This is a genomic window from Pyxidicoccus trucidator (assembly GCF_010894435.1).
Classification (GTDB): domain Bacteria; phylum Myxococcota; class Myxococcia; order Myxococcales; family Myxococcaceae; genus Myxococcus; species Myxococcus trucidator.
The window spans coordinates 46,930-69,733 of the sequence record NZ_JAAIXZ010000027.1; the positions used below are offsets into that span (position 1 = coordinate 46,930).

Consider the following 22,804-nt stretch of genomic DNA (forward strand, 5'->3'; position numbering starts at 1 on the left):
GGTCAAGAATGGGTACCACGCCCGCCCGGCTGCTAATCAACGCGTGAACCCTTCCCCGGGTTCTGTCGCTACTTGCGCACCTGCACCTCCACGTGGGTGCCGACAGCGACGCGCAGTTCGTGCAGGTCTTCGGAGGTGGCGAACACGAGCAGCTCCCGGAGCTTGGTGCGCACGGGGACGCGGAAGGCGGACCCCGTCTCACCCTGCACCATGCGGCGCACCGGCTCCATCTCCCCCGCGGCGAAGAGTCCCGCGCGAGCGGCCGTCAGCTCAGCGCCCTCCAGGTACTGGCGGACGGCCTGGGGGGTGGCCGTGGGCAGCCAGGCCCGGGCCGCCTTGGCCAGCGCCGCGCGGTCCGGCTCGTTGAGGCTCTTCTCCAGCAGGCGCCGCTCGGGCTCCACCAGGTGCTGCGCCTCGGCGATGCGCACATTGCCCACCACGAGGCTGAGGGCCGCCTGGAGGATGGCCTCCAGCCGCTCCACCGCCACGCGCTGGCTGAAGGCCAGCTCCGGACGGGCCAGCGCCAGGGTGCGGCCCAGGAGGTAGTACACCTCCTTCTGTCCCTGCTCCGCGAAGTACTTGCCACCCACGCGCACGCAGGCCGGGTGCGTCTGCAGGAGCTCCGTGTTGATGAGCGGCTCGGGAGCCGGCTCGTTGGAGCGCTTGGCCATGCGCTCGCGCGTGGCCACGAGGAAGGGCGAGTACAGTTCCACCGCGTCCATGCCCAGCATGCGCGCCACGTACCGGTAGTGGTGCACGTGGTACTCCTGCGCGCTGGCCACGTCGATGCGGTGCTTCTTCGGCACCAGCTGGTACTGCTGGTAGGGCACCGCGTACAGGTGGCCCGTCTTCGCGAAGAGCAGCCCCATCAGCTCGGCCAGCGGGCCGCGCGTCTTCGGGTGGAAGAGGTGGTTGTGCCAGAGCTGGTCGTTCAGCGGCCGCGGCTCGAGCGCTTCCTTCTTCTTCGCGTAGGGCCCCAGCTTGGTGAGGATTTCCTGCTCGTCCTCACCCGCCTCGCCCAGCAGGCCCGCCACCGCCTGCGCGGCCAGCCACGCCCCGTCGTAGTCCTTGCGCACCGCGCACAGCCGCACCAGCTGGCCGCACACCTTGCGCGGGTCCGTGGTGTTCGGCAGCGCGCGGCGCAGCGCCGCGATGGCCTCGTCCTCGCGGCCCGGAAGCTGCCCGGCGATGTCGGCGAAGGCCTCCTGCACCGTCGCGTCGTCGGGCAGGCCCTTGGCGGCCACGCCGTAGGCGGCCACCGCGCCCTCCGGATGCTTGAGCACCTGGAGGTACAGGTCGCCGAGCGCGCGCCACAGCGCCATGCGCGCCACGTGCGTCTCCGGCGTCTTGGGCAGCCGGCCCAGCATCTTCGTGTAGTTCTCCTCCAGCGGCTTCCACTGGCGCGCCGCGCCGAGCATCGCCTCCAGCGCGCTGAAGGCCTCCACGAAGCGCGGGTCCAGGTCCAGGGCCGCGTTGAAGGCCTGGGTGGCACCCTCCACGTCCTTCAGGTCATCCCGGCGCAGCTCGCCCAGCGCGAACCAGACGCGCTTGGCCTTGTGCGGCTCCATGCCCAGCGCGGGCAGCGCCAGCATCCGCGCCAGCACGTCCGCGGCCTTCTGGCCCTGACGCGTCTCGCGCAGCAGCACGTAGAGCTGGTCCATCACCTCGGGCGCGTCGGGCTGCGCCTTGAGGGCCGTGGTGAAGGCGTCGATGGCCATGTACGGGTCGTGCAGGTGGTCTCGAGCGATGCGGCCCAGGTCCAGCGCCACCTTCGCCTTCGCCTCCCCTTCCAGCTCGCTCACCAGTTGCTGACGCAGCTCGGCGGACTTCTCGTACTGGCCCGCCTTGTCCATCAGCACCACCAGCGCGCGCAGCGTCGGCTCGTGGCCCGGGTCGATGGCCAGCGCCTTCTCGAAGTGGTTCTGCGCGCGGTCCGCCTGGCCGAGCGCGGCGTGGATGTCGCCAATCTGCCAGTAGACCTCCACCACCTCCAGGTCCGTCAGCTCCTCGCGGTGGTGGATGAGGATGGTCTGGAAGACCTTGAGCGCGCCCTCGTAGCGGCGCGTCTGCACCAGGAGGTTGCCGTAGCCCTCCAGCGCGGGCAGGTACGTGGCATCCAGCTCGTAGGCCTTCTCGTAGCAGCTCAGGGCCTTGTCGCGACGGCCCAGCTTCTCCGCCACGTAGCCCAGGCGGTAGAGCTGGCGGCAGAGGTCCGCGGCGGTGACGGCGTCCTTCTCCGCCATCGCCTTCTCCGCCATCTTCCGCGTGACGATGTCCAGCATCCGCTCGCCGGAGGCCCAGTCCTCGCGGGCGATGTAGACGTCCGCCAGCGGGCGCGCGGCCTCCAGGCTGTCCGGAATGTGCTTGAGGGCCTCCTGCCAGTAGCCGGTGGCGGTGTCGCGGTCCTCGCGCGTCTCCGCGTGGTAGCGCGCCACGTCCAGCAGCGCGCGGCCCTTGGCGGCCGGGTCCTCCGTCTGCTCCGCCTCCTGGCGCAGCGTCTGCTCGTAGCCGCTCCAGTCCTTCTCCTGCTCCTGGATGCCCTTGAGGGCGCGGATGCTGGGCAGGTGGCCCGCGTCAATCGCGAGGGCTTGCTGGTAGGCGCTCCGCGCGCTGCCGGAGTCCATCAGCATGTCCTCGTTGATCTTCCCGAGGCGGTAGTACAGCTCCACCGCGTTCGGTGTCTGGCCGGCGAGCTCCGCCTCCTTCGCCAGCATCTCCAGCGCGAAGGGCCAGTTGCCGCTGCGCTCGTACAGGTTGCCCAGCGCGTGCAGCGCCGGACGGCACGCGGGGTCAGCCGCGAGCGCCGCGTGGTAGCTGTTCACGGCCTTGTCGAGCGCCTTGAGCTGCTGGTACTGGACGTTGCCGATGTCCACGTAGAGTTCGGCCTGCTCCTGCACGCTGGTGGCCAGCGAGAGCTGCCGCTCGTACGCGGAGATGAGGTCCTCCCAGCGGCCCTGCGTCCGGCGCAGGCGGATGAGTGCCTTGATGGCCTGGACGTTCTGCGGGTCGATGGAGAGCACCCCCTCCACGCAGACGTCCGCGTTGGCCGGGTTCTGGTACTTGTCCTCCCAGATGGTGGCGCTGCGGAAGAGGACGCGGACCTTCTCGCGCCAGTCCTCGCTCAGCTCCAGCATCCTCTCGTAGACGGCGAGCAGGTCCGCCGGCTGGTCCAGCTTCGTGTGCAGTTGCTCCAGGGCCTCCAGCGCGGTGCGGTTGACGGGGTCCAGCTCCAGCGCCTGCCGGTAGGCGGACACCGCGGCCTCGTCGTCCCCGAGGTCTCGCTCGTAGACGCCGGCCACCTCCACCTGGATGCGGGCCCGCTCCTCGGCCGTGTCGGCCAGGTCTCGCGCACGCAGCAGCGAGGACGCCACGTCCGGCCAGGAGCGCTGCCGCCGGTACAGCGTGGTGAGCACGCCCAGCGTCTCCGCGTCCGGCTCCAGCTCCAGCGCGCGCAGCAGGGCGCTCGCGGCCTCCGCCGGGTCCTCCAGCTTCTCGTCCCAGACGCGGGCAATCTCCTTGAGGATGCCCTTGCGCTGCTCAATCGAGCCGGCGGCCTCCAGCTTCTGCTCCAGCGCGACGACGTACTCCTTGTCGCGCCCGCGCCGCTGGAACACCGCGGCCAGCCCGTCCAGCGCGGTGGCGTTGGTCGGGTCGAACTCGAGAATCTTCCGAAACGCGCCCTCCGCGGCCTGCGGGTCGTCCAGCCGCGTGTCGTGCACGCGCGCCAGCGTGGCGTAGAGGCGCTCGGCCAGCGCGCCACGAGGCAGCTCGTCCGCCACCTCCTCGTAGACCGCGGCCAGCTCCTCGTGGCTGCCCGTCTCGTCCGCCAGCCGCTCCACCTCCTCGCGGAGCGTGTCGTCCGAGGCGTCCAGCTGCAGCGCGCGGCACAGCGCGAGGAAGGCCACGTCCTTCTGGCCCAGCCGCTCCTCCTGCACCCGCGCCAGCTCGCGCAGCGAGGCCAGCTTCTCCTCGTCGGTGACGAGGTTGGGCATGTAGCGGTCCATCACCGTGGCGTACGCGCGCCAGTCGTTGTGCGTCTTGTACAGCCCGCGCACGCGCTCGTAGGAGGTGCGGTTGGCCGGGTCCAGCTCCAGCACCTTCTCCAGCGCGCCCGCGGCCTGCTCGGGCTTGCCGCCCTGCCCTTCCCACAGGTCCGCCACCGCGAAGTACGCGGCCACCGCGCGCTCACGCTCCTCGGCCGCCAGGTGCACCTGCACCTTGAGCTCCAGCGCGCGCACCGCGTCGTTCCAGGCGCGCAGGGACTCGAAGAGCGCATACACGCGCTCCAGGTCCGGCACGTGGTGCGGCTCCACCTCCAGCGCGCGGCGTGCCGCGTCCAGCGCCTCCTCGCGGCGGCCCATGCCGGCCAGCACCTCGGCCAGCCGCAGGCGCAGCGCCTTCACGCCCTCGCTGTTCTCCTGCAGGGGCACGAGCCGGCGCAGCACGCCCACCAGCTCCTCGCGCTGGCCCGTCTCGTCATACAGCTCGCGCAGCGTGTCCAGCACGCCGCGGTGGCGAGGGTCCCTGTCCAGCGCGGCCTTGAAGTACGGCACCGCGTCTTCCGGCTGCTTCAGCAGGCGGTACACCACCCGGCCCAGCCGCTCGTTGAGGCGCACCACCTCGCGCGGGTCCAGCGTCACGGCCAGCCGGCCCTCCAGCAGCTCGCGAAGGTCCTGCGGACGGTCGGCGCGCTCGTACAGCGACTCCAGCGCGGAGAAGGCCTGCTCGTTGCGCGAGTTCTTCGCCAGCAGCTCGCGGTACAGGTCGATGGAGCGGCCCAGGTCCGACAGGCCCTCGGAGGACACCTGCGCCATCTTCCCCAGCACGCGGTCGCGCTCGGCGCCCACCACCTTGTCCGCCTGCAGCTTCAGGATGGCGTAGAGCTTCTCGGACGCGCCGGCGCTCTCGTAGATGCCCTCCAGCAGCCTCGCGGACGCCAGGTGCGCCGGCTCCTGCTTGAGGATGGCCTCGTACGCCCCGGCCGCGCGGTCCGGACTGTCCAGCCGCTCCTGGTAGAGCTGCCCCAGGCGGAAGAGGTAGCCCAGCCGGTCCGCGGGCTCGGTGGCCCCCGTCACCAGCGCCTCGAGGATGCCGGCCAGCTCCGGCCACGCCTCCAGGTGGAGGTACAGCCTGTCCAGCGCCACCAGCGCCTTGTCCTGCACCGCCGGGTGCAGCGTGCGCGCGCGCTCGTAGTAGGAGACCGCGCGGTCCGAGTCCCGCAGCTTCGTCTCCAGCAACTGCCCCAGCTTGAGGCACACCTGCGCAGCGTCCGCGGCCTCGGCCACGCGCGGCAGTGCTTCCTCGTACGCCGCCACCAGCTCGTCGTAGCTGTCGGAGGCGTCGGTGGCGTTCTCCAGCCGGCGGCGCACCTCGCCGTCGTTGGGGTCCTCCTTGAAGGCGCGGAAGAGGGCCAGGAAGGCCAGCTCCGACTCGCCCTGCGACTCGCGCAGCGTGGCCAGCTCGCCCAGGAGCGCCTTGCGCTCGGAGGCGTCGGTGGACACACCCACGCGGGTCTCAATCACCTGCGCCAGGCGCGGCACGTCCCCGCTGGCGCGGAAGGCGCGCAGCAGCGTCTCCACCGCGAGCAGGTTCTGCGGCTCGCGGGTGACGATGGCCTCCATGCGGCCCACGGCGCCCGGGTGGTTGGGCTGCACCGCGAGCACCTCGCCGTACAGCGCCAGCGCGCCCGTCTTGTCCATCAGCCGCGTCTCGCGCACCGAGGCCAGGCGGAACTTCAGCTCCAGGCCGGACTCGGGCGGGAGGAGGGCAATGCGCTTCGCCAGCGCGTCCGCCAGCTCGGGCCAGCGCTCCTGCTTCTGGCAGAGCGCCTCCATGCGCTCCAGCGTCGGCACGTCGTCCGGCTTCAGCTCCAGCAGGCGCCGGAAGGTGGCCAGCGCGCCCAGCGAGTCCTTGAGCTGCTCCTCCTGCAGCGTGCCAATCTGGAAGAGCACCGCGGCGCGGCGCGACGGCTCCTCCGCCACGGCGAGCTGGCGGCGCAGCACCTCCAGCAGCTCCGTGGGCTTGCCCTGTGAGGCCACCAGGCGCACCGTGCCGTCCAGCGCCTCGGTGTCCGAGGGCCGCAGCTCCAGCACGCGCTTCCAGGCGGTCAGCGCCTCGGCCTGCTCGCCCAGGTCCGTCTGGAGGCGGGCCAGCGCGCGGTACAGCTCGGCGCGGGACGCGTCCGCCGCCTTCATGGCCACTTCAACCAGCACCGAGGCGAGCTCCTCGGGCGCCTCCGCCTTGTCCACCAGCGAGACGCACAGCTCCAGCGAGCGCAGGTCGTCCGGCAGCTCGCGCAGCGCGCGAGTCGCCGAAACGAAGCCCATCTCCGGGTTCTCCAGCGGGCCGGCGTAGATTTCGGCGATGCGACGCAGGAGCGCGGCGCGCTCCTGGGGTACCGCCTCCGCCGAGGAGCGCGACTCCAGCATCTCCACCTGCTTCAGGTGGTTGCCCACCGAGGCGAAGATGGGCTCCAGCTGGCTGGCCGCGGCGCCACGCAACGGGCTGTCCGAGCGCGCCATCTCCTCCAGCGCGCCCACCGCGCCGGCATGCCCGGCCCGGCGCGCCAGCACCGCCTGGTACAGCTCCAGCGCGCCGCGCGGGTCATCCAGGCGGGACACCTTGAGACGGCCCAGCCGCACCCGCAGGTCGGACGCCTCTTCCTGGGCGCCGCGCGCGTCCGCGAGCTGGATTTCACGCTCGATGTGCTGCGCCAGTTCCGGCCAGCGCTCCGTCTCCGCGAGCACCCGGCCCAGCAGCTTCAGCGCGTTGCCGTTCTCCGGCCGCAGGACGAGGACTTCCCGGTACGCCTGCGCCGCCAGCGACTTGTCCGCCAGCGTCTCCTCCGCCAGGTGGGCCAGCTCGAAGAGCAGATTCACCTGCGTGGCCGCGTTGGGCTCCGCCGCCACCTGCCGGCGCATGATGAGCGCCAGCTCACGGTGCGCGCCGGTGCGGCGGTGCACGCGGGCGATGGACTCCAGCACACCCTTGTTCTTCGGATCCCTCCGGCTCACCTCCTCCAGCGCACGGACCGCGAGGTCGTAGCGCTTGAGGCGGTTGTCGTAGATGGCCGCCAGCCGCCGCCACAGGTCGCCGGCCAGCGGCTCCTGCGTGTCGCGCTCCAACTGGTCCTCGTACGCCCCGGCCACCTCCTCGAAGGAGCCCGAGTCCGCCGCCAGCCGCTCCAGCTCGTCCCGGACCGCGGCTTCCTGGGGGAACTCGTTGAAGGCCCGCAGGCGCGCGACGAAGGCGAGCGACGTCTGCCCCAGCGCCTCTCGCAGGGTGGCAATCTCCTGGACGTGCTCCAGCCGGCGCTCCGGAGCCACGCCGGGCAGCAGCACCTCCAGCACCTCCACCAGCTTCCGCGAGTCGTTGATGCCGCGGTAGACGGCCTCGAGCAGGCGCGCCGCTTCCACGCGCGGGCCGTCGTGCGCCATCAGTCGCTCCAGGCCGGCCACCACCTGGCCGTCACCGGGCGCCAACTCCAGCAGCCGACGGTACACCGGCAGCGACTCGGCGGGGCCCACTTCCTTCTCCAGGAGCTGCGCGCGCTTCAGCAGCCAGCCCCGGCGCGCGTTGTCGTCCGCCGCCCCGTCCGCGAGCTGGTCCAGCACGTCCGCCTGCTCCGCGAAGCGCCGCGTCTTCGCGTACAGCTTCTCCAGCGCGAGCAGCCCCTCGGGCAGCTTCCGCAGCGCCAGCGCCGAGCGGTAGGTCTCAATCGCCTTCGCGTCCTCACCCGAGTTGGCGTACGCCTCGCCGGCCTTGAGCATCAGGCCCACGCGCTCCTCGGGGTCCGCGGACAGCTGCGCCTGGCGCGCATACACCTCGGAGAGGCTCTTGGCGTTCTGGCCCTTCTCGTACAGTCGCGAGAGGGCCTCCAGCGCCTGCCGGTCCTGCGGCGCGTCGGCCAGCAGGTTCTTCCAGAGGCGCGTGGCCTCCTCGGGCTGGTCCAGCGACTCGCGCACCTCGGCCGCCCGCCGGAGCAGGTCCAGCGCGGCCGGGTCACCGGACGTCAGCTCCACCGCCGCCGTCTCGTAGATCTCCGCCAGCACCTCGTGCGAGCCCGTCTCGCGCCCGAGCCGCTCCAGGTCCGGCCGCACGCCGTCCCGATCCAACCCCTGCGCGAAGGACTTCACCGCCGACATGAAGGCCAGCGACGGCTGGTGCATGTCGCGCTCGTAGATGCGGCGCACCTCTCCCGCGAGGAGGATCTTCTCCACGGTGAGGGCGGACTCCATCCGCGCCTCGCGCAGCGCCACGCGGCGGGCATGGTCGCCCACCTGCGCCAGCACCGGGTCCAGCACTTCCAGCGCCGCGCCGCTCGCGGGCACGGCCGCCTTCACCCACGCCTCCAGCGCGGCCCGCGCGCCCGGGTGTCCCGGGTCCTCGGCGAGGATGCGCTTGTAGAGGCCCAGCGCGGCGTTCGGGTCGTCCAGCACCGTGCGCTGCAGCTCCGCCAAGCGGAACGACACCTCGCGGCCCTGCGGGCTCTGCCCCTCCTGGTTGCGGCGCAGCGCCAGCACCCAGGCGAGGTCCTCGTTCTTCCCGCCCTCGGTGTAGAGGCGGTCCAGCGTGGCCGCGGCCTCGCGGTTCGCCGTGTCCCGCTCGGCAATCGCGCGCCACGCCGCGGCGGCGCTTTCCTTGTCGGTGAGCCGCGTCTCGTGCAGCAGCGCGGCCTCGCGCAGGAACACCAGCTGCTCGGTGGGCTCCACCGTCACGGCGGCCAGCTTCTCCAGCACCTCGGCCAGCGCGGCCCACTCCTCGCCCGCGCGGTGCAGGCGCTGAAGGGCGCGGAGGCTGTCCAGGTTGCCGGGCTCCAGAGCCAGCAGCGCGCGGAGGGCCTTCACCGCACCGGCCTTGTCGTCCAGCTTCTTCTCCTGCACCTCGGCCAGCTCGCGCAGCAGCGCCAGCCGCGCCGGGCCCACGTCGCCCTCCTCCGCCAGCTCGGCCAGAATCTCGGCGTAGCTGTCCAGCGAGTCCGCGTCCTCCGCCGCCTGCCGGGCCGTGGAGCGCAGGCCCGCGTCACCCGGGGCCAGCCGCAGGGCGCGCGCCAGGGACGCGAAGGCCAGCTCCGGCTGACGCAGGTGCGCCAGATGCACCTGCGCCGCGTGCCGCAGCGCCTGCACGCGCGCGGAGTCGTCCTTCGCCACCTCGGCCAGCACGTCCAGCGTGGCCACCAGCTTGCGGTGGTCCTTGGTGCGCTCGAAGGCGGGCACCAGCACCCGCGCCGCGGCCTCACGCGCGGGGCCGGAGGCGAGCATGGCCTCCAGCGCGGCCAGCGCGTCCGGGTCCGTGGGGCGCTGGGTGAGGATGTCCGCGTAGCTCTGCACCGCCTCCGCGCTGCCGTCCTGCGAGCCCTGGAGCAGCTGCGCACGGCGCAGCTTCAGGCGCGACACCTTGTCCGCCTCACCGGCCGACTCGGCCAGGGCAATCATCCGCGCCAGCGTGTCGCCCAGCTCGCGCGTGCGGCCGGCCTTCTCGTACAGCTCCGCCAGGCGCGGCAGGTGCCGCCCTTCCTCGGCGCCGTGCGACAGCGCGCCCTGCAGCGCCTCGGCGGCCTGCGCGGGACGCCCCAGCTCCGTGTTGAGGTCCACCAGTTGGAGCAGCAGCTGCAGGCGCTCCGGCCCGCGCGCGCCCTGGATGCGCTTGCGCAGCAGCCCCTCGGCGTCCGCCGCCCGACCCGCGCGGCCGTACAGCTTCACCAGCCGCTGAAGTACCGCGTTCGACTCGGGCGCGCGGCCCACCGCCGCCTCCAGCGCGGCAATCGCCTCCGCCGCCAGCCCGCCCTCCTCCGTCAGCGTCGCGGCCTCGGTGAGCAGCGGCACCGCCAGCGCCAGGTCCTCCGACTCGGAGGCCAGCGTGCGCAGCACGCGGCCGAGCTCCGCATGAGCCGACAGGTCGCGCGCCAGCCGCAGCGCCTCCGCGCGGCCGCTCTCGTCCTTCGGGTCCTCGCGCAGGGCGCGCATCCGGACGTCGAAGGCGGCGCGGCTGTCGGCGAGCTGCTTCTCATGGATGCTGGCCAGCAGCGCGAACAGACGCTTGCGCTCAGCCGCCTCCGTCGTGGACTCCAGCTGCTGCTGGAGCGCCGCCACCTGCCGCTGGTGGTCACCGGTGCGGCCGTAGTGGGCCGCCAGCGCCTCGGCGATTTCCAGCGTGCGCACGCCCGCCGCCGCCAGCCGCTCCAGCCCGCCCACCACCACGCCGGTGGAGACGTTCTCCGCCAGCAGGCCGAGGAACAGGTCCGACGCGTCCTCCTGCCGGCCCAGCCGCTCCGCGTACAGCTTGCCCTGCCGGGCCATCCACTCGTTGCGCTCGAGCTGCGTCTCCGCCAGCCCCGCCAGCCGGCCTGCCAGCGCCGCCGCCTCGTCGAACTTCGACAGCGCCACGCACAGCGCCTGCAGCCGCTGCACCGCCGACGGGTCCTCCGGCGCCAGCTGCACCAGCTGGCGCACCAGCGGCTCCAGCTCCTCGGGCGCCGCGCCGGCCGCCTCGCGGCGGGACACGTCCGCTTCCAGGCGGGCCTGCGGGTCGTCCGCGAGCGCCGCCGCCGACTGCAGCGACTTCACCGCCTCCGCCGCCGCCGCGTCACCGGGCGCACGCGCCAGCACCTCGCGCCACGCGGCCTCCGCGCGCGACGGGTCCGCCAGTGGCCCCTGGAGGAGCTGCGCCAGCTGGCGCCACAGCTGCGCCGCCACCTCGGGCAGCGGGGCCGCCTGCGCCGCGCGTTGCAGCGCCAGGGCCAGCGCGGGCTGCGCCTGGGCCTTCTCCGCGTGCTCAATCACCGAGCCGAGCAGCAATGGGCGCCCCGGGTCCAGCTCCAGCGCCCGCGCCAGCACCTCGAAGGCGCCGCGCGCGTCGTCCTTCTCCTCGAACATCAGCGCGAGCGCCTCGCAGAAGGCCACCCGCTCCGAGCGCGGACGCGGCGCCAGCAGCGCCAGGTCCAGCAGCGGCACCACCGCCTCCAGCTCCTCGTCCTCGGCCAGCAGCCGCGCCAGCTGGAAGGCCGCCAGCGCCTGCGTGGCGTCCAGCTTCAGCGCCGCCTCCAGGTGCGTGCGCGCCGCCGTGGCGTCCTTCAGCTGCGTCAGGCACAGCTCCGCCAGGCGCAGCCGCATGGCCGCCTGCGCCCCCTTGTCCTTCACCGTGGCCAGGTAGCGCTCCAGCACCGCCACCGCGTCCGAGGCGCGCCCCTTCTCCAGCAGCAGCTCGGTGGTGAGGCTCGCCGCGTCCACGCGGGACGGGTCCGCCGCCACGGCCTTCTCGAAGGCGGCGAGCGCGCCGTCCCCGTCGTTCAGCTTGCCCAGCCGCAGCGTGCCCACGCGCAGCCACAGGTCCACCTGCGCGCCGCGGTCCTTGACCTCGCCCGCCATCGCCTCAATCTGGGCAATCGCCGGAGCGAAGTCGCCGCCGGCACGCTCGGCCAGCTTCTCAATCAGCGACAGGCCTTCCGGCATGCCCGGCCACAGCAGGAAGCAGCGGTCCAACGCCTCCTTCACCTTGCCCGTCGCGCCCGCGTCGTACCAGGCGAACAGCTTCGCCACGAGGAGCGACAGCCGGGCCGCGCTCTTCCGGTCGCGCTCCTCCAGCGACATGCTGCGCAGCATCCGCACGCGGTCTCGCCACGTGTGCTCGAAGCGCTGCAGCGCGCGCGTCGCCTTCTCCACGCGCGCGTTCTGCGGCTCCAGCGTCCGGGCGACTTCCAGCACCTTGTGCGCCAGCGCGTGCTCGGTGGGGTCGTCCACCAGCTTCTCGGCGAGCGCCGCGTACTCCTCGGCCATGCCCGCGTCGCCCAGCGCCTCACGCTCGCGCTCCAGCGCCTCGAAGACGGGCTGGAAGAGCTGCTCGGACAGCAGCAGCTGGCGCACGCGCCGGAAGATGGCCCGGTCCGGCTTCGCCCGCGCCGCGCGTTGCAGGCACAGCACCGCCCTGTCGCGGCGGAACAGCTTCTGCTCGTAGAGGTCCGCCGCCTTGAGGTAGTGGCCCGCGCCCTCCTCGCCCTGCGTGGCGGCGCCCAGCCGCTCGAGCACGTCCGCCAGCGACGCCGCGTCCTGCCGCGTCTCGTGCAGCCGCTTCAGGCCCCGCAGCGCCGGCAGCGGGTCCTTGGCAACCAGCTGCGCTCGCTTGAGCAGCTCCTCGGCGCGGGGCGCGTTGCGCTGCCGCTCGTGGGCCAGCTCCGCCGCGCGGCACAGCAGGCGAACCGCCTCATCGGCGGGGACGTCTCGGGAGCGCCCCTCGTAGAGGCGGATCAGCTCTTCCACACGGCCGGCCTTCTCGAGGGCGGCTTCAGCTTCGACGAAGGTCCGGTCATCGGACACTCGGAGCGTGGGGCGCGGGGGCGTGGGCTGTTGCATGGGGAGGCGGGCCTTGGGAATGGAATGGAACGCAGCGGGGGCGCCAGCGACCGGAACTCTACCGGTCACAAGCGCCCCCGAGCAATCATGCAAAACCCGCCAAACGGCGGGAATTATTGGCTTTCTTGCTACTCAGCCGAGGGAGCGGCCGGGGGCGTCTCACCACCCTCGCCCGACTCTCCACCGTCCGCCGCGTCAGAAGCGGGAGGAGGGGCCACCGTCGGCGTCTCCGGAAGGGCGTTGGCCCGTTCCACACCGGCGGTGTCACCCAGCTGCGTGTAGAGGGCAATGGCCTTGTCACGCTGCTGCAGCTCTTCCGCGAGCTGGGCGGCGCGCGCCGTGTTGCCGAGCTTCTCGTGCAGGGGGAGCGCCTTGTCCTTGCGGCCGGCACCCTCCCAGGCCTCGGCGGCGGAGGCCGTCTCGCCGAGCAGCTCCAGCCACCGGGCACGGCCCGCCGGCTTCTGCTCCGCCTCGGCACGGGCCAGCTCGCGCTGGGCCAGCTCCTTCGCCTCGTCGTCCAGCTTCAGCCGCTGCATGAAGTGGAAGGCCTTGGGCGGCGGCAGGGGGCTGAGCACCTCCACCGCTTCACGGCGCTGGCCCACCGCCACCAGCAGGGTGGCGGCACCGAGCCTGTCACCGCGCTCCACCAGGCCCTTCACCTCCAGGCCGCGGATGCGGTTGGCGCTGGCCATGTCCCGGGAGCGCTCGTACGACTTGCGCGCCAGGGTGAGCTTGCCGGCACGCTCGTAGGCGAGCGCCGCCTGGTCGAACTGGCGGGCGCGCTCGTACAGCCGGGCCACGTTCTCGAAGTCGCCCTTGCCCACGTAGTGCTCCATGAGGAGCTCGTAGGCACCGGCCTTCTCCAGCGTGGGAGCGAGCTGGTCCGGGGGCAGCGTGCCCACCAGCCGGCGCGCGATGTCGTTGTCGCCGGCGGCCAGGGCGTTGCGCAGGGCGCTCTTGAGGTCCCCGCCCGCCTCGAACAGGCGCGCGGCGTCCGCGAACGAGTTGTTGCGCTCATGCAGCCGGCCCGCGTCGCGGGTGCGGCCCATGGCCTCCAGCTGTGCCACCTGCTCCTGCCAGGTGCCCGTCAGCTCGGGCAGCGGTCGCTCACCTCGCTCGGGGCGCTCGGGGCGCTCAGGCCGGGGGCCGCGCTCGGGACGCTCGCCCCGGGGCGGACGCTCCGGACGCGGACCGCGCTCGGGACGCTCGCCCCGCTCAGGACGAGCCCCACGCTCGGGTCGCTCGCCCCGCTCGGGACGGGCCCCGCGCTCACGGCGCTCCTCGGACCGGGGCGCCGGCGCGGCCTCCTCGGTCTCCGGGCCCGGCTGGCGGCCGCTGGCGGCGAAGGCCGTCTCGGCGCGCTCGCGGTCACCCGCCGCGCGCCAGGCCTGGCCCACCAGGAACATCACGTCCGTCCAGGCGTCGAACTTCTCCTTGGCCAGGTCCACCCCGGGCGCCGCGGGGGCAGCGGCCTCGGCGGGGGCAGCGCCCTCGACCGGAGCCTCGCCCTCGGCCGGAGCCGCGGCCTCACCCTCGGCTGGAGCAGCGGCCTCGGCGGGAGCCTCCACCGGAGCAGCGGCCTCCGCCGGAGCGGCAGCACCCTCGGCCGGAGCAGCCGACGCCTCGGGGGCGGGCGGCTTCGGCTGGCGCTGCACGCGCAGCAGCGTGGTGATGAGACGGCCACGCGTGTTGAGGTCCAGGTCGTCCAGGGACTTCAGGCGCATGGGCCGCAGCGAGCGGACGATGGCCTGCAGGGGCCCCTTCTCCGCCACGAAGTCCGTCTTCGAGAGCGCCTTCTCCAGGGTGCTCAGCTCGGAGATGACACGCTGGCCGGGGCCAACAGGGCCCTCGTCGCGATCTCTCCGGCCGCGGCCTCCGTCACGCCCACCAGGGCCACCGGGACCGCCACGACCACCGGGGCCACCACCACGGCCACCGAAGCCCCCGCCGCCAAAACCACCGCCACCCGGGCCATCACGGCGCGGGCCCTGGCCCGGCGCACCCCCATCACGACCACGCCCACCGGGGCGCGGCCCACCGCTTCCATTCTCCTGAGGCACGTCTTTCTCCCGCTAGAACGCGTAGCGAATATTCGGCGCCACCGCGAACCCGAAGGAGCCTCCGCTAACGAGATAGTTCCCCGTTACCTCGAGCCCCACGGAAAAGTGGCGCAGCCTTGTGTAGTACTCCACTCCGGGCCCGGCAAACACAAGAATGTCGGAATCGGGGAGCAGACGCTTCGGCGAGAACATCGCGAGGCCTCCGCCGGCGCGGAGGTAGAACCACGTGCGCTTCGTTTCCTGGCTGTCCGCCAGGCCCAGCAGGCGCGCGCGCAGCGCCAGGCCGGGAACCATCGACGAGAAGTCCCCGGACACCGCGCCGCCCGAGTTGCCGACGTACTCGGCGCTCGTCCGGATGCTGGAGCCCATGATGAACAGGCCCACGGAGAGCCGCTCACCCAGGTCCACGCCTACCTCCACCTGCGCCATGGGGCCCGAGGAGAAGGGCCGCGGCGTACCCTCGGGGGCCGGCGGGTTGGTGAGGAACAGCGGGCCACCCATCACCGCGAAGTACACGCCCCGCTCGATTTCATCGAACGTGACGGCGGGGCGGTCCCCGTTGGCGGAGGTGGGCTGCTGGGCGCTCGCGACCAGGGGGAGGACGAACGCGGCGCACAGGGCAAGGGGGGCGAGGGCTTTCATGCGGTCCTGACGTTAGCGCGGCTTCCATGGGGGATGGGAGCCGGTGGAGACAGCACGGGCGGACTCTTTCGGAGTCCGCCCGCGGCACAGACTGGCAGCCCGGCGCTACTCGCCGGCCTGCTTGAAGATGAACGGATAGGTGACGACCACCACGCCGCCACCCTTCGGCTCGGGGAACTTCCAGGTGCGGACACGGCCCGCCACGCACGTCTCCAGGTCCGCGTTGCCCGCGGTGGACTGCGCCACCGAGGACGACGCCACCGAGCCCGTGGCCGTAATCACGAACTTGATGGCCACCTTGCCGCCCAGCTTCGGGAAGCGGTTGAGCAGGCTCTCGTAGCAGTAGCGGATCTGCCCGCGGTTCATCTGGATGACCTTGCGGATCAGCTCCTTGTCCAGCGAGCCCATGACCTCCGGCTCGGACGAGGTGATGCCCACGTCCACGCTCTGCTTGCCGCCCAGCACGCCCACGCCGCTGCCGTAGGTGCCGGTGCCGCCGCCACGGCCCTTGGTGCCGATGCCGCCGATGCCGACGGTGTCACCCGTGCCGCCACCGCCACCGCCGGAGCCGCGCAGGCCCAGGCCGCCGAAGCCGCCGGAGTCACCCGCCTTGGCGCCGAACATGTTGCCCATGGCGCTCTTCAGGTCGCCGCCCAGTCCGCTCTTGCCGAACACGGTGGAGATGCCGCCCTTGCCGCCGCCGAAGATCTTGGCCGTCAGCGCCCGGGCCTCGTCCTTCTTGTTCGGGTCGCCCTTGGGCGCGGTGCGGTTGTTGGTCTTGGGCGTGTCCTTCTTGCCCATCTGACCCTCGTCGCCGCGGCTCTTGGCCGCCATCTCGCCGCTCTTCTTCGCCTCCTTCTGCTGGTTGAGGCGCTCGAGGAACTTGTTCTTCTGCACCTCGGGGGGCTTGATGATGAGCTTGGCGATGCGGGCGTTGTCGGCCGACAGCTCGTCCGAGTACTCGTCGTCGTCGCCGGGGCGGTTCATCGCGCCGATGACGAACACCGAGGCCACGAAGAACATCACCAGGAAGATGTTGAGCGCCGTGTAGTCCAGCGACTCGCCCAGCGGCACCACCACGCGCTTGGGCACCGGCTGGAAGGCCAGCTCCAGCGTGACGCCGCCCAGGTCCACCCAGAGGAAGTCGTCCGCGTCCAGCGTCAGCGTGTACGCGTCGCCCTCGTGCGAGGCCTTGCCGGACTCGATGACCTCCTTGAGGTCCTTCGTGTCGCCCTTCCGGGTGAGCTCGCCCTTCATCTTGCCCGTGAAGCGCACGGAGAAGGACTGCCCGTCCGAGCGCACCACCTCGAACTTCGGGGCGCCCAGCTTCGAGTCGCCCATGATGAAGTCCACGCCCGCGGCACTGCCCACGGTGAACGTGCGCTTCATGCCCGGGGCAACGAAGAACTCGCCCACGCGCTGGTCACCCCAGGCGAAGCGCATCCCCAGGCCGAGCGGCCCGGTGGACTTCGTCTTGCGCACGGTGCGCACGCGCGGCGCGGCCTCCACCACGGCGGCGGGAGCGGGCTCGGCGGCGGCCACCACCGCGTTCTGCTGCGTGGCGGCGAACGACGCGTCCAGCGCGCCCTCGGCGGCGGCGGCGGGAGGCACGGCCGCGGCGGCCTGCGCCAGGCCCACCGCGGGAGGCTGAGCGCCCACCACGGGGTTCTTCTCGGTCGTCTCGTCCGTGCCGGCGACGGCCACGGCCAGGTTGGCGGCGGCCACCGCGGCCGGGTTCTCCAGGCGGATGGTGGTGCCACCCACGCGGATCTCGTCACCGAAGGTCAGCTGCCCCTTGTTGACGCGCTTCCCGTTGACGTACGTGCCCTCGACGCTGCCCATGTCGATGATGGACATGGCGCCGTCGGTGGCGACCTCGATGACGGAGTGGATTCGGCTGACCTTCTCGTCTTCCAGGCACAGGTGCGCGGAAGAGAGACGGCCAATCTTGATGATGTCGCGCTCGTAGTCCTTGGAGGCGACCAGCGAGTCGCCCTTGAAGACCTTGAGTGTCAGAGGAACGGCCATGAGGGCTCCTGCGTAGGGTGGGTATGGGCTACAGACAACGCTCGCTCCGGCAGGTTCCCGCCGGAGCGTCGACGCGGCCTACAGCTCCCCCACGGACTGCATCACCTTGTCCTCGAAGTCCTCGCGGATGCGGATGAGGTTCGAGTGCTTCACCTTGTCACGGGCTTCGATGTACTCGCCGTCCGGCTTCGTGAGGTCGCCTTCGATGGTGTCATCCTCGAAGTCGATGTTGGTGGTCTTGGAGTAGCGCACATTGCCCTCCCCGCCCCCACCCTCGGCCTTGCCGCCCTCGTCCTGGGCGAAGGCCGGAGTCACCGAGAGCACCGCGCACAGCATCAGAGCCTTCCGCATCACTGCCTCCCACGAGGGCCCCGCCGGGCCCGTGCTGCATCGCATCCCCCAATAAAGGGGACGCTCAAGGTTCGCATCATCCCCCGGGGCCCCGCCACAGCGAAGGCACCCGGGGAGGTCGCACGTTTCACAGCAGGTCGTCTTCAGGCTCCGAAGGATCCGCCGGGGCTTCATTCTTCTTCTCGGGCGCCCCACCTGACGGGGACGGGGCCGCGGCGCCGCCGGCCGGAGTGACCTGCGCGGGCGTGCCGGTGGCGGAGGCGGGCGTCACGGTGCCCGCGGGCTGCGGGGCCGGCGGAGCGGTCTTCTCCGCGGCCTGCATCTGCGCCTGCTGCTTCTTCTGCAGCGCCTCCATCTGCTTCGCCTGCTCCTCGGCGTGCGTCGCCTCGCGCTTGGCGTTGACGATGGCCTCCGCCTCGCGCAGCAGCCCGAAGACGGGCGACTCGGCGGACAGGGCCACGTCGCCGCCGGCCATGGCGATGTACTTCTTGTACAGCTCCACGGCGCGCTCGGGGGCGTCCTTCACCTTGTGGAGGAGGACGGCGCGGTTGAGATTCACCGCGGCGAGCTCGGGGTCCAGCTTCTCGGCCTCGTCGTACTCCTGCATGGCCTTGTCGAACTGGCCCTGGCCCTTGTAGGCGATGCCCAGGTTGAGGTGCGCGGTGGCGCTCTTCCCGTCCGCCTGGAGGATGCGGCGCAGGTGCTCCTCGGCCTCGGGGAAGTCCTCGGCCTCCAGCGACAGCTGCGCCAGCTCCACGTGCGAGGGCACGTAGTCGTCACGCACCTCGAGCGCCTTCTTGAAGGACAGCCGCGCCTCGTCCTTGTTGTTCTCCTTGAGGAGGATGAGGCCCACCGCGTGGTGCAGCTCCGGGTCCGCCGCGTCCAGCTTCACGCCCCGCAGCGCCACCAGCTTCGCCATGGCCAGCTGCTTGCGGTCCAGGTAGCTGCGGATCATCACCTTCAGCGCGGTGGTGGAGTTGGGGTCGCGCATCAGCGCGCCCCGCGACAGGTCCATCGCCTTGTCGTGGTCTCCCTGCTGCCGGTAGATCTCCGCCAGGCGGGCGCGGGACTGGGCGTCGTCCGGGTAGCGCTGCAGCACCTCCTGGTAGAGGGCCACCGCGCCGGCGACGTTGCCGGCGTTCTGCTCCATGACGGCCATGTTCTCCGCCGCCTGGCGCAGCGAGGGCTTCTTGGCGAGCGCCGCCTTGTAGTGCGCGCGCGCCTCGTTGGCCTTGCCCTGGCGCTCGGCGATGACGCCCAGGTTGTAGTCGGCCTCCGCCAGGTTGGCGTCGGACTCCAGGGCCAGCTTGAACTTCCGCTCCAGCGACGGGTAGTCGAAGGCCTTGGCCTTCTTCTGCGCGTCGAACGCCTTCACGGCGTCCTCGAAGCGGGCCTTTGCGGTGTTGGAGATGGGCGCCGCCGCCGGCTCCTTGCCGGTCTGCGCCGTCGTGGGGGACTTCGTCGGCGTGGTGGGGCCGGTGGCCTTGGAGGCCGTGCAGCCGGCGGCCACGAGCGACGTGGCGACCAGAAGGGGGAACAGGCGCATGGTACGGGTCGTGGTCCGGTTCATTAAAGGAAGTCCTCCGGCTCCTCGTCAGCCCCACCCTGCTTCGCGGGTGTGGTGCCGTCCTTGGAAGCGGCGGGCTTGGAGTCCACCTGCGTCTCCGTCTGCGAGCGCAGCTGCTGGGTGAGGTCCGTCAGGTCCTCGTTCAGCTCCGCCGCCTTCGTCTTCTGCGACTCGGCCACGGCCTTGGGCGCCGGCGGGGGCACGTCCTGGATGGAGGCCAGCAGGTCTCCGCCGATGAGCTGGGCGCGGCCCTTGAGGGCCACCTTCTCCTCGGGCATGTCCGGGAAGCGGTCCGGCGCGTACGTGGTGCGCAGCATCTTCAGGCTCTCCGCCGCGCAGTCGTTGTACACGTCCAGCTCGCGGCTCTTGGTCACCGTGGCGGCGAACGCCTCGGTGGCCTTGTCCTTGAGCGGCTGGGCCTGGTTGGCGAACTCGTCGCGCAGGGCCTGCTGCGCCTCCTCGTCCAGTCCTCGCGGCATGGGCGCGTTGATGACGCGGTCGGCGAAGTGGTCATACGCCAGGCCGATGCGGTGCAGGGCGCAGATGGCCGGCTCGGGCGCGCCCAGGGCCACCGTCTGCACGTACTTCTTCTCCACCACCTGCAGCGCGCGGCTCTTGTCCTGGATGCTGCCCCGGAAGCGGTCCGGCGACGGCGGAGCACCCCAGAACAGCTTCAGCCGCTTGTACTCCTGCCAGTCCAGCTCCACCGCCAGGAACTGCGCCTGGGCAGAGGTGGCCAGCGCCGGCTTCTCCAGCGAGGACTGCACGCGACGGGGCAGCTGGTCGAAGTGCTCGTAGACGCGCTTGTACATGCGCGACACGTCCCGCGACTTCCCCATCTTCTTGTAGAGGTCGATGATGCGCCCCTCGGCCGACAGGAACTTGCTGGCCGAGCGCATGTTGTCGCGCTCGTACTCTTCCAGCATCTTGATGGCGCGCATGCCACCGCCGCTCTTGCCCGTCAGGTCGATGATGGACATGCGGATTTCATCCGCGTCCTTCGCCTTGGGCCACAACTCCAGGTAGCGCTCGCGGTTGCGCAGCGCCGCCTTCGTCTGGCCCAGCCCCGCGCGGTAGGTGGAGGCGTTGAACAGCGCCACCTGCGCCTTGGACTCCTCCCACTTCTGCGGGACGGCCGGCTTGTCGTCGCCCTTCTTGTTGCGCGACTTGCCAGCGCCCTTCTCCGTGACGCTGCGCTCGTAGCCACGCACGTAGGCCTCGTAGGTGCCCGCCGCGTCCTCGAAGTCGCCGATGGCCTCCAGCGCCTCCGCGTTGGCGTAGATGGAGTCCGGCACGTACTTGGACCGCGGGTACTGCGCGAACAGGCGCTTGCGCACGTCAATCGCCTTATCGAGCATCTTCGCTTTGTAGTAGTCGACGGACGCGTTGTAGAGCGCCAGGTCGGCGATCTCCGTCTGAGGGAAGTCCTTCACGAAGGACAGGTACGCCTCGGCGGCCTTCTCGAACTCCTTCTTCTCCTCCAGCTGGCTGACGAGCTTGAAGGACGACTGCTCGATGAGCTTGGCCAGGTCGTCGCGGAACTTGCCCACCGCCAGCTTGTCGTTGGCGTAGAAGCGCCGCGCCCACTCGTTCACCTTCGCGAAGTTCTGCAGCAGGTTGTACGAGTCGAGGATGAGGTTGGCGGCGATCTCCGACGCGCGCTCGCCGGTCTCGAACTTGTAGTCCGGGTAGCCCAGCGCGATTTCGCTGAAGCGCAGCACCGCCTCGTCGAAGTGGTTGTGGCGGTAGTAGATGTTGGCCGCCTTGAAGGCGATCTCCACCCGCTTGTCGCCCTTGGGCACGTACTTGAGGTAGCGCTCGCACGCGTCGAGCAGCGCCTTCTTCAGCGTGGGGATGGTGGCCTTCTTGGTGATGTCCGTGCCCACCGCCTCGGTCTTGCTCTCGCCGCTCGCCTCGCCGGCCTTCACGACTTCGTCATAGGCGAGCACCGCGTTGTAGGCGGCGTTCTGCAGCCACTTGCCCGGCTTGCCCGGCTTCGGCTTGCCCTTGTCGTCCTTGGCCTCCAGCACCTTCGCGTCCTGGAGGACGACGAGCGTGTAGTTGGCGGCGGCCTTGTCGTACTTCTGCAGGTTGTCGTTGAGGAGCTCGGCCCAGAAGAAGCGCAGGTCGTACGCCTTGGGGTTCTCCGGGAAAAGCGTGAGGTAGTCGCTGTACACGGCGTCCGCGTACCGGAACGTCTCCTCGTTGCGCGTCTTCTTGCCCTCGTTGTGCCAGGTGACGGCGAGGTTGGACAGGGTGCGCTCGGACAGCTCCTTCGCCTCCGCCAGCAGCTTCTTGTCCTTGTCGTCCTTGATGACGCCGGAGGACTCGACCTCCTTCATGATCTTCACGAGCCGGCGCACCTGGGCCACGGTGCGCTCCTTGTTGCCCATGCGGAGGATGCAGTCGACGATCTTCCCCTGGAAGCCGGGCGCCTCGGGCGACAGCGGCTTCTCCTTGATGAGGGCGTTGAAGGTGATCGCCGCCTCGCGGTCCTTGCCGTCCCCGTAATAGAGGTTGGCCAGCTGCTTCATCATCGCGAAGCGGTCGTCGGGGTTGGTGGCCACCTTGCCGAAGTCCGCGCGGGCCTGCGCCACGTCACCCTGGTGGGCGTACGCGCGCACGTAGTCGGTGCGCGCCTCGCGCACCAGCGAGTTCTTGCCGTTCTTGCCGCCGTCCTTCTCCACCGCGTTGGCGCCGGCCAGCTCGCCGTAGAGCACCACCGTCTTGAACTTGTCCTTGGCGGCCTCGTAGTCGCCCATGTTGTAGTGACACCAGCCCTGCTTGTAGAGGGCGAAGGCGTACACCTGGCTCTCGGGGAACTCGGCGGTCTTCTTGTAGGCGGCCAGCGCCTTCTCCAGCTCCGGGCGCTTTCCCTTCGAGTTGTTGAAGTAGTACTCGCCGAACGCCAGGTACGCGTCGGGGATGTACTTGGACTTGGGGTACTTCTCGACCAGCCGCTTGAAGGCCACCAGCGCCTTGCGATCCTGCCCCTCCTCCATGAGGTACTGGCCGAGGAAGAAGAGCACCTCGTCGGTGCGCTCGAACTTCGGGTGCTCCTGGACGATCTTCGTGTACTGCTCCACCGCGAGCTTGCCGTACTCCTTCTGCTTCGCGGTCAGCTCCGCCTTCTCCGCCTTGGCGCGCTGCTGGCCCATGGCGTCGTTGCGGTTCATCGCCTTGAGGAGCTCGTCGTCCTTCCGGTTGGCCTCGAAGAAGTAGAACTTCGACTCCTCCCAGTAGAACTCGCCCAGGCGGAACAGGAGGCTGGGGACCTCCCTCGGATCCGGCGACAGGGAGATGATCTTCTTCAGCGACTGGATCTGCTCGCGGCGCTTGGAGGCCACCTGCAGCTCCACGCCCAGTCGGAACTGGTCGTACTGGAGGGCTGGGGCGACCTCTTCCTTCTTCTTTTCACGGGTGATGTCGCCAGCCAGGGACTTGTCCACCGCAGTGGCGGACTTCCGGCCGAGATCGGCATCGCGCGTGGCTTTCTTTTCCTGGGCGGCGGAGGCCGTGGCCAGGAGCACGAGGCAGACGAGAAGCGAACGGCGCATGGTCTTCCTAAGGGAGGGGGACCGGCGTCCCCGGTAGCTTGCCTGCTCGGCAAGTATCCGGGAATCTTCGGGAATTTCCATTCGGGGCTCGCAACTATGCGCGGTTTTCCCGTAGCGGGTCAACCCTGACTGGCCGGCTGCTTCCTTGTTGGAAAGCAAGCCGGAAATCTTCCAGAAGCGCTGTGAAAAAGGGGGTTCTGGAGTTGCCTTGTCGGACCCAGCGGGTATGGGGGAGCAGACGGCCGGCTGCTC

Annotated in this window: 7 protein-coding genes; all 7 read right to left on the reverse strand. The window is 71.0% G+C overall.

Annotation, left to right across the window (positions count from 1 at the left end):
• Window positions 1–68 precede the first annotated feature (68 nt).
• On the reverse strand, window positions 69–12,347 hold the full coding sequence (locus G4D85_RS44270; RefSeq protein ID WP_164020379.1) for a tetratricopeptide repeat protein: 12,279 nt from the start codon (window positions 12,345–12,347) through the stop codon (window positions 69–71).
• Window positions 12,348–12,475: 128 nt separating this feature from the next.
• Window positions 12,476–14,407: a DEAD/DEAH box helicase gene (locus tag G4D85_RS44275; protein ID WP_164020381.1), complete on the reverse strand. Its 1,932-nt coding sequence runs from the start codon at window positions 14,405–14,407 to the stop codon at window positions 12,476–12,478.
• A gap of 12 nt (window positions 14,408–14,419) precedes the next feature.
• Window positions 14,420–15,049, reverse strand: coding sequence for an adventurous gliding motility protein CglE (gene cglE / locus G4D85_RS44280; protein ID WP_164020383.1), 630 nt, complete (start codon window positions 15,047–15,049; stop codon window positions 14,420–14,422).
• Window positions 15,050–15,154: 105 nt separating this feature from the next.
• The gene (gltG, locus tag G4D85_RS44285; protein WP_164020385.1) at window positions 15,155–17,077 is read right to left on the reverse strand and encodes an adventurous gliding motility protein GltG; all 1,923 of its coding nucleotides are present in this window, start codon (window positions 17,075–17,077) and stop codon (window positions 15,155–15,157) included.
• Between the two features lie 78 nt (window positions 17,078–17,155).
• On the reverse strand, window positions 17,156–17,428 hold the full coding sequence (cglF, locus tag G4D85_RS44290) for an adventurous gliding motility protein CglF (RefSeq protein WP_164020387.1): 273 nt from the start codon (window positions 17,426–17,428) through the stop codon (window positions 17,156–17,158).
• Between the two features lie 127 nt (window positions 17,429–17,555).
• Entirely contained in the window at window positions 17,556–18,998 is a 1,443-nt protein-coding gene (gltE, locus tag G4D85_RS44295; RefSeq protein ID WP_164020389.1) for an adventurous gliding motility TPR repeat lipoprotein GltE, read from the reverse strand.
• Window positions 18,998–22,552 carry a tetratricopeptide repeat protein gene (locus G4D85_RS44300; RefSeq protein ID WP_240359872.1) on the reverse strand — a complete coding sequence of 1,185 codons (3,555 nt, stop codon included), beginning with the start codon at window positions 22,550–22,552 and terminating at the stop codon, window positions 18,998–19,000. Before G4D85_RS44300 ends, gltE begins: the two co-directional genes overlap by 1 nt.
• Between the last annotated feature and the right edge of the window lie 252 nt (window positions 22,553–22,804).